The organism is Inquilinus sp. YAF38, assembly GCF_052113205.1.
Lineage (GTDB): Bacteria > Pseudomonadota > Alphaproteobacteria > DSM-16000 > Inquilinaceae > Inquilinus.
This window is the reverse complement of the sequence record NZ_JBFRCU010000138.1, coordinates 1-12323: the sequence shown is the minus strand read 5'-3', so window position 1 is coordinate 12323 and position 12323 is coordinate 1. Positions and strand designations below refer to the sequence as shown.

The following is a 12323-nucleotide window of genomic DNA, read 5'->3' as shown; positions in this document are numbered from 1 at the left end:
GTGCGGCGGCCTCCGGAACGACAGAGTAGCCCGATGTTCTCAAACCTAGATCTCCAGACGCTCGTCTTCGGCAAGCTGACGCTCGACTCGCTGCCGTTCCACGAGCCGATCCTGGTCGTCACCTTCATCGCGGTGGCGCTCGGCGGCATCGCGGTGCTCGGCGCCATCACCTATTACCGCCTCTGGGGCACTCTCTGGCACGACTGGTTCACCAGCATCGACCACAAGAAGATCGGGATCATGTATGTGATCCTGGCCCTGGTCATGCTGCTGCGCGGCTTTTCCGACGCGATCATGATGCGGGCGCAGCAGGCGGTCGCCTTCGGCGCCAATGAGGGCTACCTGCCGCCGCACCATTACGACCAGATCTTCACCGCGCATGGCGTGATCATGATCTTCTTCATGGCCATGCCGTTCGTGACGGGGCTGATGAACTTCGTGGTGCCGCTGCAGATCGGCGCGCGCGACGTGGCCTTCCCGTTCCTGAACAATTTCAGCTTCTGGATGACCACCGCCGGCGCCGTGGTGGTGATGATCTCGCTGTTCATCGGCGAGTTCGCCAAGACCGGCTGGCTGGCCTATCCGCCGCTGTCGGGCATCGCCTACAGCCCGGATGTCGGCGTCGACTACTACATCTGGGGATTGCAGGTCGCCGGCATCGGAACGCTGCTATCCGGCGTCAACCTGGTCGCCACCATCGTCAAGATGCGGGCGCCGGGCATGAAGATGATGCAGATGCCGGTCTTCACCTGGACCGCGCTGTGCACCAACGTCCTGATCGTCGCCGCCTTCCCGGTGCTGACCGCGGTCCTGGCCCTGCTGTCGCTCGACCGCTACGTCGGGACCAACTTCTTCACCAACGACTTCGGCGGCAACCCGATGATGTATGTGAACCTCATCTGGATCTGGGGGCATCCGGAGGTCTACATCCTCATCCTGCCGGCCTTCGGCATCTTCTCCGAGGTCGTGTCCACCTTCTGCGGCAAGCGCCTGTTCGGCTATACCTCGATGGTCTACGCCACGGTGGTGATCACCATCCTGTCGTATCTGGTGTGGCTGCATCACTTCTTCACGATGGGCTCGGGCGCCAGCGTGAACTCGTTCTTCGGCATCACCACGATGATCATCTCGATCCCCACGGGCGCGAAGATGTTCAACTGGCTGTTCACCATGTATCGCGGCCGCATCCGGTTCGAGGTGCCGATGCTGTGGACCATGGGCTTCATGGTCACCTTCGTCATCGGCGGCATGACCGGCGTGCTGCTGGCGGTGCCGCCGGCCGATTTCGTGCTGCACAACAGCCTGTTCCTGATCGCCCATTTCCACAACGTCATCATCGGCGGCGTCGTGTTCGGGGCCTTCGCCGGCCTGACCTACTGGTTCCCCAAGGCCTTCGGCTTCAAGCTCGACCCGTTCTGGGGCAAGATGTCGTTCTGGTTCTGGCTGACCGGCTTCTACTTCGCCTTCATGCCGCTCTATGTGCTGGGCCTGATGGGCGTCACCCGGCGGATGAACCATTTCGACGACTCATCGCTGCAGATCTGGTTCGTCATCGCCGCCTTCGGCGCTTTCCTGGTGGCGCTCGGCATCCTGTCCTTCCTGATCCAGCTGGTGGTCAGCTTCCGGCGGCGCGAGGAGCTGCGCGACCTGACCGGCGACCCGTGGGGCGGCCGCACCCTGGAATGGTCCACCTCGTCGCCGCCGCCCGACTACAACTTCGCCTTCACCCCGCTGGTGCACGACCACGACGCCTGGTGGGACATGAAGAAGCGCGACTATGTCCGGCCGCTGGCGGGGTTCAAGCCGATCCACATGCCGAAGAACACCGGTGCCGGATTCATCCTGGCCGGGATCAGCGTCGCCTTCGCCTTCGCCATGGTCTGGCACATCTGGTGGCTGGCGGCGCTCAGCTTCGTCGCCATGCTGGTCGTGGCGATCGGGCATACCTTCAACTACAAGCGCGACTATCACATCCCGGCCGATGTCGTGACCAAGGTCGAGGATGAGCGCAGCCGCGTGCTGGCCCGGGCGGGAGCCGCTTCCTGATGACCGCGATCGATCCCACGGCGACCGGCGAAACCCGCTTCCATGTAGAGGAGGAGCACGAGCATTCGGGCGGCAGCACGATGCTCGGCTTCTGGATCTACCTGATGAGCGACTGCCTGATCTTCGCAGTCCTCTTCGCCTGCTATGGCGTGCTCGGCCGCAGCTACGCGGCCGGCCCGTCCGGCGCCGACCTGTTCGACCTGCCGCTGGTGGCGCTCAACACCTCGATGCTGCTCATGTCCTCCATCACCTGCGGCTTCGCCATGCTGGAGATGGAGCGCAACCGCAAGGGCGCGACCCTGGCCTGGCTGGCGGTCACGGCGCTGTTCGGCGTCGCCTTCGTCGGCCTCGAGCTCTACGAGTTCGCCCATCTGATCCATGAAGGGGCGGGGCCGCAGCGCAGCGCCTTCCTGTCGTCCTTCTTCACCCTGGTGGGGACGCACGGGCTGCACGTCACCGTCGGCATCGTCTGGATGGTGACGATGATGGTCCAGGTCGGCCAGCACGGGCTGATCCCGGACAACAAGCGCCGGCTGATGTGCCTCAGCCTGTTCTGGCACTTCCTGGACGTCGTCTGGATCGGCGTCTTCACCTTCGTCTATCTGATGGGGACCCTGCCGTGAGCGCGCCCTCCCACGCCCACCACGACGATCACCATCACGGCGACGCCAGCGGCCACGGCACGCTGAAGGGCTACGTCACCGGCTTCGTGCTGGCGGTGATCCTGACCGCGATCCCGTTCTGGCTGGTGATGGGCGACGTGCTGGGCGAGTCCCAGACCACGGCGCTGGCGATCATGGCGCTCGCGGTGGTCCAGATCATCGTGCACATGGTCTATTTCCTGCACATGAACACCAAGTCGGAGGGCGGCTGGACCATGCTGGCCCTGATCTTCACCGTGGTGCTGGTGGTGATCACGCTGTCCGGCTCGCTATGGGTGATGTACCACCTCAACCACAACATGATGCCGGTCTCCGCCCACGACATGCGCAACATGCCGTGACCGACGGCGAGGCGCATCGGCCTCGCTCGACCGCCGCCTTGATCGTCCTGGGGGCGGCGGCCCTGGCGGTGTTCCTCGGCCTGCTGGCGCTCGGCGTCTGGCAGGTCGAGCGGCGGGCCTGGAAGCTCGACCTGATCGCCCGGGTCGACCAGCGGGTCGCGGCCGCGCCCGTCGCTCCTCCATCCGATTGGGCCCGGGTGAATGCGGATCAGGACGAATACCGCCATGTCCGCGTCTCCGGCCACTTCCTGAACGACCGCGAGGCCCAGGTCGTCGCGTCGACCGTGAACGGCAGCGGCTACTGGGTGATGACCCCGCTGCAGACGGCGGACGGCACGGTGATCCTGGTCAACCGCGGCTTCGTGCCGGCCGAGAACCGCGACCCGTCGACCCGGGCGGCGGGGCAGGTCGAGGGGCCCGTCACGGTCACCGGCCTGCTGCGCATCACCGAGCCGAAGGGCGGATTCCTGCGCTCGAACGAGCCGGCGGCGGAGCGCTGGTATTCCCGCGATGTCGCCGCCATCGCCGCTTCCCGCGGGCTCACGGACATCGCCCCCTATTTCATCGACGCCGACGCCACGCCCAACCCGGCCGGCCTGCCGATCGGCGGGCTGACGGTGATCGCCTTTCCGAACAGCCACCTGGTCTACGCCTTCACCTGGTTCGGTTTGGCTGCGCTGCTGGCCTTCGGCGTCGGATACGCCATTCGGTCGGAGCGGCGGGTGCGCGGCACCTCGCCGTCGACCGACCAGCCCCGAGCATAATCCGAAGGATGTCCGTGTGAGGGCCAGCGGCCTTGCCGTGTTTGCGGTCCTCGCCGGACGCGGACGCAGGATCGCCCTCTCTCCTGAAGAAGCGATCCCGGGATCGATGCCGCGAGCCCTCACCCGGAGCCGCTTCGCGTCTCCGACCTCTCCCGCAAAACGGGAGAGGCGACGAGCTCTGTCGGCTAGAATCGGCGAAAGAGGGCAGGGCAGCGCATGGCCGCTCACCACCTGCCGGCGCTTCCCGGTTCCCTGCTGCGTGGTCTAACGTCCGGCAGCCCGTCGCCGCACGCGACGGAAGCGACGGAGGGCAGGGCCTTCGGCTCCCCTCCGCCCCACGACCGAACGAGGTTCAGATGGCGCACGAAACGCAATTCTACATCGACGGCGCATGGGTTGACCCGGTCACGCCGAAGACGCTCGACGTGATCGACCCCTCGACCGAGGAGGCCTTCGCCCAGATCTCGCTCGGCTCGGCCGCGGATGTCGACCGCGCGGTGGCGGCGGCGAAGCGGGCTTTCCCGGCCTTCGCCCGCACCAGCCGTGAGGAGCGCCTGGCCCTGCTGCGCCGGATCCTCGAGGTCTACAAGCGCCGCGCCCCCGACATCGCCCTGGCCGTGTCGCGCGAGATGGGCGCGCCGCGGCAGTTCGCGCTCGACTCCCAGACCTGGGCCGGCGGCGCGCATCTAGCCCGGATCATCGAGGCGCTGGAGACCTTCCAGTTCGAGCGGCCGAAGGGCACCTCGATGGTGGTGAAGGAGCCGGTCGGCGTGGTCGGCATGATCACGCCGTGGAACTGGCCCTTGAACCAGATCACCTGCAAGGTCGGCCCGGCCCTGGCCGCCGGCTGCACCATGGTGCTGAAGCCGAGCGAGATCGCGCCGCTGGACGCCATCATCTTCGCCGAGATCCTGGATGAGGCCGGCGTGCCGAAGGGCGTGTTCAACCTGGTGAATGGCGACGGGCCGACGGTCGGCGCTGCGATCTCCAGCCATCCGGACGTCGACATGGTGTCCTTCACCGGGTCGACCCGCGCCGGCATCCTGGTGGCCAAGGCGGCGGCCGACACGGTCAAGCGGGTGCATCAGGAGCTCGGCGGCAAGTCGGCCAACATCATCCTGCCCGACGCCGACCTGAAGCGGGCGGTGACCAAGGGCGTCGCCGGCTGCTTCGGCAACAGCGGCCAGTCCTGCAATGCCCCGACCCGGATGTTCGTGCCGCTGGAGCGCGAGGACGAGGCGATCGGCTATGCCCGCGCCGCGGCCGAGGGCTACAAGGTCGGCCCGGCCGACGCGCCGGACACCCAGCTGGGCCCGGTGGTCAGCCAGCTGCAATACGACAAGATCCAGAAGCTGATCGAAGCCGGCATCGCGGAAGGGGCGGAGCTGGTGGCCGGCGGGCCCGGCCGGCCGGAAGGTCTGAACCGCGGCTATTTCGTCCGCCCGACCGTCTTCGCCCGGGTGACCCCGGACATGACCATCGCGCGGGAAGAGATCTTCGGCCCGGTGCTGTCGATCCTGACCTACGAGACCGAGGCGCAGGCGATCGAGCTGGCCAACGACACGCCCTATGGCCTCGCTGCCTACGTCCAGTCGGGCGATCTGGAGCGGGCGCGCAAGGTGGCGTCGCAGCTGYGGGTCGGCAATGTCCACATCAACTACCCGGCCTGGGACACCGGAGCGCCCTTCGGCGGCTACAAGCAGTCGGGCAACGGCCGGGAATACGCCGAGTTCGGGCTCGAGGAGTTCCTCGAGATCAAGGGCGTGATCGGTTACGAGGCCGCCTGAGTCCTCGCCGGAGCCTTCCCCCTGGAAGGCTCCGGCCCGGTCAGGGCCGAATTCAGGCGGTGCGGCGGGACCGCTGCTTGCCGGCGCGCTGGCGCAGCGTCTCGGTGCCGAGGCCCTGGGCCTTGGCATAGACCGATTTCGAGCGGGCGTAGTTCGGCGCCACCATCGGATAATCCGCCGGCAGGTTCCACTTGGCCCGGTACTGTTCCGGCGTCATGCCGTAGGTGGCGCGCAGCCAGCGCTTCATCATCTTGAAGGGCCGGCCGTCCTCCAGGCAGATGATGTAGTCCGGCGTCACCGACTCCGACACGGGCACGGCCGGAACGGAGTGGGGGGAGGCGGCCGCAGTATCGTCCTGCGTCCTGCCGCCCTCCTTGGCGTTTGTCGCCGGCTCGGCGTCGGTTGCCGGATCCTGCCGGATCGCCACGCCGCGGGCTTCGATCAGCGACAGATGCACGTTCCGGATGAGGGCCGGCAGGCTCTCGCTGTCCACCGCATTGTGGGAGACGTGGGCAACGATGATCTCCTTGGTGAACTTCAGAATCTCGTCGCTCAACATCGACATCGCACCTCTCCCATCCTGCCCTGCAGTCCCGCCGCCCGAACGCTGCGGCGATCCTTTGCTGCGAGGCTGCTCTGCTTGCGGTCAATGCCACAAGCCGAGAACAGCCATAAGGTTCCGTGGGATTCAGAAAAAAGTTTTCAGTCCTGTCCTGTATCCTTCCAATTCAGGTCGAGATCGGATTGTAATCCACCGTGAGCATGATTGTTGCTTGACTTCGGTCGACTCGGCCAAGCCCAGCTCGCAATCACTAGGATCAGTTCCAGAGATGCGGCCCGCGCGCGGCGGAGTCCTTCCTAAGAACTCCACAAGCCCCGCTATCAGCGATCGAAATCGACCGCCATGGTGTTGCCGCCGCTGACCACCACGCCGACCCGCTCGCCCGCGGCCGGGCGGTAGCGGCCGGACAGCAGCGCCGCGAAGACGGCGGCCCCGCCGGGCTCGGCGACGATGCGCAGGCCCTGCCACAGGGCGCGCTGGGACTCGCGGATCGCGTCGTCGGTGACCAGCACCGCGGCGGTCCCATGCTGCCGCAGCACCGGGAAGACCAGCTTGCCGATCCGCTTCGGCGCCAGGCTGTCGGCGGCGATGCCGCCGGTCTCGGCATCCACCGGCCGGCCGGCCGCTAAGGCCCGGTGCAGGGTGGGCGAAGCCTCGGGCTCGACCCCGACGACCTTAATCCGTCCGGCATACCAGGCGGCGATGCCGCCGATCAGCCCGCCGCCGCCGACCCCGACCAGCACGGTGTCGAGATCCGGCGCCTGGCCCTCCAGCTCCAGCGCCAGCGTGCCCTGGCCCAGCATGGTTTCGGCCTGGTCGAAGGCATGGACCGAGAGGGCGCCGGTGGCCGCGACCCAGGCGTCGCAGGCGGCCAGCGCGTCGGCATAGCGGTCGCCGCCGATCACCAGATCGGCGCCGGTGCGGCGGATCCGCTCGATCTTGGCGGGGGAGGAGATGCTCGGCACGAAGATCCGCGCCGGCAGGCCCAGCGACGCCGCGGCATGGGCCACCGCCGCGCCATGATTGCCGCCCGAGGCCGCGGCGACTCCCGCCGCCGGCACGTCGCGGGTCAGCAGGTTGGCAAAGGCGCCGCGGGTCTTGAACGACCCGGCATGCTGCAGCAGCTCCAGCTTGAAGCTGATCGAACCGGCATCGATGCCGAAATCGCGCCCCGTGGCCTCGACCACCGGCGTCCGCCGGATGTGCGGCCGGATCACCGGCTCGATTCGCGCGATGCCGTCCCGGTCCACCCGCAACTCGGCCATTCCCGTTCTCCCATTTCGGATCGGTCGCACGCCGAACACTTCGCCAGATTGCTAATTACCTATCCAGAGAGAGCGCGGCAGGCAAGGCCGATCGACCGAGCGGGGGGATCAAAGAAATGGGCATGTGCCCATTGACGAGATATGGGCACATGCCTACATCGGCATCCATGAAGACCGAGCGCAACACCAGGGAAGGCGTTCTCTCCTGCAACGCCACCGCGATGCGCAAGGCATCGCGGCGGATCGCGCAGCTCTACGACGACGCGCTGGTGCCCTCTGGGCTGCGGTCGAGCCAGTTTGCGATCCTGGCCGAGCTACACGAGTTGGCGGACAGGCCGCCGACCCTGGCGCAGCTGGCTGCGGCACTGGTGGTCGACCGCTCCGCCCTCGGCCACAATCTGCGGCCGCTGGAGCGCGACGGCCTCGTCGTCCTCAAGGAAGGCGTCGAGGACAGGCGCCGGCGCCACATCATGCTGACGGAGCAGGGGCGGGCGCGGCTGCAGCAGGCCCTCGGGCTGTGGGAGGCGGCGCAGGCCCGGTTCCACGCGGTCTTCGGCCAGACCGAGGCGGAGGCGTTGCGCAGCACGTTGCTCGACATCGCCTATGACGAGCGGCTGGGCACGCTGAAGGACTGAAATTCCCCCGGGACGATGGCGGCACGGCCGCTGTTTCCCGCCGAAATATGGGCATGTGCCCATTCTGAAGGAGAGTACCGTGACCACCACCGACAAGACCCTGGGCGCCGCCCTGATCACCGGCGCCTCTTCGGGCATCGGCGCGATCTATGCCGACCGCCTCGCCAAGCGCGGCTACGACCTGATCCTGGTTGCCCGCAATGCCGAGCGCCTCGGCGCCCTGGCGCAGCGCCTGTCCGCCGAGACCGGGCGGACGGTGACGCCGCTGGTCGCCGATCTCGCCGAGAAGGACGATCTGCGCGAGGTGGAGGAGGTGCTGCGCGCCGATTCCCGCATCACCGTGCTGGTCAACAATGCCGGCTTCGGCTCCGCCATCCCGCTGTTGCAGGCCGATGTCGACGCGATGGAGTCGATGATCGACCTGAACGTGACCGCGCTGACCCGCCTGACCTATGCGGCGGTGCCCGGCTTCGTCGCCCGCGGCGGCGGGGCGGTGATCAACATCTCCTCGATCGTCGCCGTGGCGCCGGAGTTCCTGAACGGCGTCTATGGCGGCAGCAAGGCCTTCGTCCTGGCCTTCAGCCAGCAGCTGCGCCACGAGCTTGGCGGCAAGGGCATCCGCGTCCAGGCGGTGCTGCCCGGCGCCACCGCGACCGAGTTCTGGGACATCGCCGGCGCGCCGGTCGCCTCCATGCCACAGGAGATGCAGCAACGGGTGATGCGGGCCGAGGATTTGGTCGACGCCGCGCTGGCCGGGTTCGACCAGGGCGAGTTCGTGACCATCCCGTCGCTGCCGGAGGCGGCGGACTGGAACGCGGTCGAGACTGCCCGCCAGGCGCTGTTCCCGAACCTGTCCCGTGCCGTCCCGGCCGCCCGCTACGGCCTTTGAGCAGCCACGCGCTACGGCGGCGTCAGCGAGCGGACGAAATCGCTGATGCCGCCCAGCGTGATCTGGGTGCCGACGCACAGCAGCAGGAAGGCCATCAGCCGCGACAGCACCCGCACCTGGGAATGGCCGAGGAAGGCGACCAGCCGGTCGGCCGAGGAATAGGCGATCCAGACGATGATGGCCATCGTCAGCGCGGCGGCCGTGGCGCCGAGCACGAAGGGCAGGAAATCCGGCTGGCCGACCGGCAGGTTCGAGCCGATGGCGATGGCGACGGAGATGGTGCCGGGGCCGGTGGTGAAGGGCATGGTCAGCGGATAGAAGGCGACCGCGTCGATGCCCTCGGCCTCCGACGCCTGCTCCTGCTTGCGCTCCTCCTGCAGCTCGGGCGATTGCAGCAGCCGCCAGGCGCTGGCGGCGACGATCAGCCCGCCGGCGATGCGCAGCGCCGACAGGCTGATGCCGAAGAAGCTCAGCACATAGGCGCCGCCCCACAGCGCCCCCAGCATGACCAGGGCGGAATAGACCCCGATCTTTCGCGCCAGCTGCAGGCGTTCGCCATGCGACCGGCCGGCGGTGATCTGGCTGAAGATCAGGGCGGCCGCGATCGGGTTGACGATCGAGAACAGGGYGGAGAGGGTGAGCAGAAAGGTCTGGATCGAACCGCTCATCCGCGACTCCCGATTGTTGCCGCCACCCTGACCGATCTGACGGCCCGGCTGCAACGTCGCGATTGACCAGCACCGGTTCGATCGATGCAGCTACAGGAGGCCGAGCCATGGTCCAGGACGCGAAGCCGGGGTGGATCGTCGTCCTCAACGGCGCGCCGCGCTCGGGCAAGTCGAGCATCGTCGCGGCCATCCAGGAGGGGTTCGACAGCCCCTGGATGAACCTGGGCGTCGACGTCCATGCCCGGCATGTGACGCCGCCGCGGCTCCACCCTGGGATCGGGCTGCGGCCCGGCGGCGAGCGGCCGGAGCTCGAGGCCTGGGTGCCGCTGCTCTACGCCGCGCTCTACGAGTCGATCGCCGCCCACAGCCGCCTTGGGCTGAACGTGGTGGCCGATCTCGGCCACCACGACGCCCATTCGGCGCCGCTCGGCATCCTGCGCGACTGCGCCCGGCGTCTGGCCGGCCTGCCGGCGCTGCTGGTCGGGGTGCGCTGCCCGATCGAGGAGATCATGCGCCGCCGCCGGGCCGGGCAACCGGGGCGGGAGGGCGAATACGCAGTCGCCGCGGCCGATGAGCCGGTGCCGGACGCTGTGCTGCGCTGGCAGCGCGAGGTGCATCAGCCCGGACTCTACGATCTCGAGCTCGACACCTCGGTGCTGCGCCCGGAGGACTGCGCCGCGGCGATCCGCCGGCGCCTCGACGATCCGGCCCCGCCCGCGGCTTTCCGCCGGCTGGCCGCGGGGTAGTTCCCACGGCGGCTGCCAGGCACGGGCCCGTCCGCGCGCTCCGGTCAAACGGCGGCGTTCAGGCTGCCTCCGCCACCACCAGGGTCTGCGGCGTGGGTGCCAGAGGTACAAAGTGCGGTTGGCGGAACCCGGCCTGGGTCAGCATCCGCGTCAGCGCGCTGGGCGGGAAGGACGTCCCCCCGGGTGTCGTCGCCAGCATGACGTAGGCGAACATGGCCGGCATCGGCGGTGAGACCCGGTCCTCGTTGGGCACGAATTCGACGATGGCCACGCGTCCGCCCGGCGCCAGGGCCGCGCGCGCCTTGCCGAGCAGACCGATGCAGGTCGCCTCGTCGAAATGGTGCAGGAAATTCGGCATCAGGATGAGATCGTAAGGCCCGTCGAAGGCGACATCGAAGGCGCTGCCCGGCAGGGTCTTGAAGCGGGCGCCCAGCCCGGCGGCGGCGGCATTCTCGCGGGCCACGTCCAGCACATTGTCCCAGTCGAGCGCCACCACCTCGGCGGCCGGGAACTGGCGCGCGAACGCGATGCCGAAGAGTCCGTGGCCCGCAGCGATATCGAGAATTCGGCCGGGCGCCGGCGTCAGCTCGGCGAAATGGGCGGCGGTCGCCTGGGCGATCGGTCCGAAGAAGGGCGCCATGTGGCGGGCGAAGCCGACCCAGACGGGATCCTCCGGCGCCGTGTTGGCCGGGCCGACGGACCCGCCGTTGCGGACGAAGGCGGCTGGATCGGTCAGGGCCAGCCCAAGCATCTCCGGTGCGGCCAGAAACCGGTGGATGTCGCCCAGAAAAGCCGGCGAGCGGCGATCGAGAAACACGGCCGAGCTCGCGGTCAGCCGATAGTTGTCGCCGGATTTGTCCAGGAATCCCAGGACGGTCAGATAGTCGGCGAGCGCCTGGAGTCCAGGCTCCGCGGCGCCCGAGCGCCGGCCGATCGCCGCGACGGTGTCGGCCCCCTCGGCGATGGCGGTGAAGACATCGAGCTCGATCGCGGCCTTGATCGCGGAGGTGCGGAAGTATCCGAACACCGTGTCCATCAGCAGTTCCGGAGAGACGTCCGACATGATTTCACTCCCTGGTATATTGATTTTATTCGTAGTTCTTTTGTCGCCCGCAGCGAAGGCAGTATAGCGCGGGCCATGGCTCGCAAGAAGCGGCAGGCCGCCGGCTGCCATGGCGTCCGATCCGTCTTGACCGGAAGGATGCTGCCGAAGCGATGCTTAAATTCGCGTTTCGGCGGGTGCATGATGGCCCCGCGCCGGAACCGCCGCCGACGCCAGACGTTGGCGGGAACGGGGAGCAGCCCAACTTCCGACCCGGATTCGTGCCGGGCCGTCCCGCAACAGGCCGAAGGCCGATCCGGACCCGGAGTCGTCACCATGCCCCAGAAGCTCTGCGACATCTGCAAGGAGCGGCCCGCCACCGTGCGCATCACCGTGCTGCAGAACGGCCAGCGCCGGCAGCTCGATGTCTGCGATGTCCACTACCAGCAGCTCGCCCGCCAGCAGCGCCCGATCTCGCCGCTGGAGGCGCTGGTCCGCGGCTCCGGGCTGGAGGATTTCTTCGGCCAGACCGTGCCGGCCGGCGGCACGCCGCGGCGGGGCCCGCCCGGCCCCGAGCAGGCCGCGCTGAACCTGCAGAGCCATTTCAGCCAGCAGGCGAAGGAGCTGCTGCAGCGCGCCGCCGCTCGCGCGATCCAGTTCGGCAAGAACGAGGTCGACACCGAGCACCTGCTGTACGAGCTGGCGGACAGCGAGGTGATCCAGGCGATCCTGCGGCGCTTCAAGATCTCGCCGGAGGAGCTGCGCGCCTATATCGACCAGAACGCGGTGCGCGGCACCGATCAGGCCGGGCCGCGCACCGAGATCGGCGTGTCGCCGCGGATGAAGGCGGCGCTGGACCAGGCCTTCCTGATCTCGCGCCAGCTCGGCCACTCCTATGTCGGGCCGGAGCACATGC

Annotated in this window: 13 protein-coding genes; 9 read left to right on the top strand and 4 right to left on the bottom strand. The window is 68.2% G+C overall.

Annotated features, from left to right (window positions below; all coding sequences use genetic code 11):
• Positions 1-33 precede the first annotated feature (33 nt).
• The 5 genes from cyoB to AB4Z01_RS34320 all read left to right on the top strand — a co-directional run bounded on the left by cyoB (position 34) and on the right by AB4Z01_RS34320 (position 5600).
• A complete protein-coding gene (gene cyoB, locus AB4Z01_RS34340) occupies positions 34-2046 on the top strand; it encodes a cytochrome o ubiquinol oxidase subunit I (protein WP_441701078.1) in 2013 nt (670 codons plus the stop codon).
• Positions 2046-2669 carry a cytochrome o ubiquinol oxidase subunit III gene (gene cyoC, locus AB4Z01_RS34335; RefSeq protein ID WP_441701076.1) on the top strand — a complete coding sequence of 208 codons (624 nt, stop codon included), beginning with the start codon at positions 2046-2048 and terminating at the stop codon, positions 2667-2669. The genes cyoB and cyoC overlap by 1 nt, the downstream gene beginning before the upstream one ends.
• Complete coding sequence (cyoD, locus tag AB4Z01_RS34330; RefSeq protein ID WP_342240159.1) at positions 2666-3049, top strand: cytochrome o ubiquinol oxidase subunit IV; 384 nt, start codon at positions 2666-2668, stop codon at positions 3047-3049. Before cyoC ends, cyoD begins: the two co-directional genes overlap by 4 nt.
• The gene (locus AB4Z01_RS34325; protein ID WP_441701074.1) at positions 3046-3813 is read left to right on the top strand and encodes an SURF1 family protein; all 768 of its coding nucleotides are present in this window, start codon (positions 3046-3048) and stop codon (positions 3811-3813) included. The genes cyoD and AB4Z01_RS34325 overlap by 4 nt, the downstream gene beginning before the upstream one ends.
• A gap of 356 nt (positions 3814-4169) precedes the next feature.
• Positions 4170-5600 (top strand): aldehyde dehydrogenase family protein, encoded by a 1431-nt coding sequence (locus AB4Z01_RS34320; protein ID WP_441701072.1) that lies wholly within the window; start codon positions 4170-4172, stop codon positions 5598-5600.
• 52 nt (positions 5601-5652) lie between these two features.
• Here the strand turns inward: AB4Z01_RS34320 and AB4Z01_RS34315 are convergent, their stop codons facing one another.
• The gene (locus AB4Z01_RS34315) at positions 5653-6165 is read right to left on the bottom strand and encodes a MucR family transcriptional regulator (protein ID WP_441701070.1); all 513 of its coding nucleotides are present in this window, start codon (positions 6163-6165) and stop codon (positions 5653-5655) included.
• A gap of 317 nt (positions 6166-6482) precedes the next feature.
• On the bottom strand, positions 6483-7427 hold the full coding sequence (locus AB4Z01_RS34310; protein WP_441701069.1) for a threonine/serine dehydratase: 945 nt from the start codon (positions 7425-7427) through the stop codon (positions 6483-6485).
• A 149-nt stretch (positions 7428-7576) separates the two neighbouring features.
• On the opposite strand from AB4Z01_RS34310, the gene AB4Z01_RS34305 reads away from it, so the two are divergent.
• Positions 7577-8062, top strand: a complete 486-nt coding sequence (locus AB4Z01_RS34305; protein WP_441701068.1) for a MarR family winged helix-turn-helix transcriptional regulator — start codon at positions 7577-7579, stop codon at positions 8060-8062.
• A 79-nt stretch (positions 8063-8141) separates the two neighbouring features.
• Positions 8142-8951 (top strand): SDR family NAD(P)-dependent oxidoreductase, encoded by an 810-nt coding sequence (locus AB4Z01_RS34300; RefSeq protein ID WP_441701066.1) that lies wholly within the window; start codon positions 8142-8144, stop codon positions 8949-8951.
• An 11-nt stretch (positions 8952-8962) separates the two neighbouring features.
• Here AB4Z01_RS34300 and AB4Z01_RS34295 read toward each other — a convergent pair whose 3' ends face one another.
• Complete coding sequence (locus AB4Z01_RS34295) at positions 8963-9619, bottom strand: MarC family protein (RefSeq protein ID WP_441701064.1); 657 nt, start codon at positions 9617-9619, stop codon at positions 8963-8965.
• A 107-nt stretch (positions 9620-9726) separates the two neighbouring features.
• On the opposite strand from AB4Z01_RS34295, the gene AB4Z01_RS34290 reads away from it, so the two are divergent.
• Entirely contained in the window at positions 9727-10365 is a 639-nt protein-coding gene (locus tag AB4Z01_RS34290; RefSeq protein WP_441701062.1) for a chloramphenicol phosphotransferase CPT family protein, read from the top strand.
• 58 nt (positions 10366-10423) lie between these two features.
• Here the strand turns inward: AB4Z01_RS34290 and AB4Z01_RS34285 are convergent, their stop codons facing one another.
• Positions 10424-11428: a methyltransferase gene (locus AB4Z01_RS34285; protein ID WP_441701060.1), complete on the bottom strand. Its 1005-nt coding sequence runs from the start codon at positions 11426-11428 to the stop codon at positions 10424-10426.
• Between the two features lie 315 nt (positions 11429-11743).
• Between AB4Z01_RS34285 and AB4Z01_RS34280 the strand changes: the two genes are divergently transcribed.
• Positions 11744-12323 (top strand): Clp protease N-terminal domain-containing protein (locus AB4Z01_RS34280; protein WP_441701058.1); only part of this gene is annotated, 580 nt, incomplete at its 3' end.

Excerpts from the sequence above, each read along its gene's own strand:
- AB4Z01_RS34290 (WP_441701062.1), top strand. The coding sequence starts at position 9,727 with ATGGTCCAGGACGCGAAGCCGGGGTGGATCGTCGTCCTCAACGGCGCG.
- AB4Z01_RS34310 (WP_441701069.1), bottom strand. The coding sequence starts at position 7,427 with ATGGCCGAGTTGCGGGTGGACCGGGACGGCATCGCGCGAATCGAGCCG.
- cyoB (WP_441701078.1), top strand. The coding sequence starts at position 34 with ATGTTCTCAAACCTAGATCTCCAGACGCTCGTCTTCGGCAAGCTGACG.
- AB4Z01_RS34285 (WP_441701060.1), bottom strand. The coding sequence starts at position 11,428 with ATGTCGGACGTCTCTCCGGAACTGCTGATGGACACGGTGTTCGGATAC.
- AB4Z01_RS34305 (WP_441701068.1), top strand. The coding sequence starts at position 7,577 with ATGCCTACATCGGCATCCATGAAGACCGAGCGCAACACCAGGGAAGGC.
- AB4Z01_RS34315 (WP_441701070.1), bottom strand. The coding sequence starts at position 6,165 with ATGTCGATGTTGAGCGACGAGATTCTGAAGTTCACCAAGGAGATCATC.
- cyoC (WP_441701076.1), top strand. The coding sequence starts at position 2,046 with ATGACCGCGATCGATCCCACGGCGACCGGCGAAACCCGCTTCCATGTA.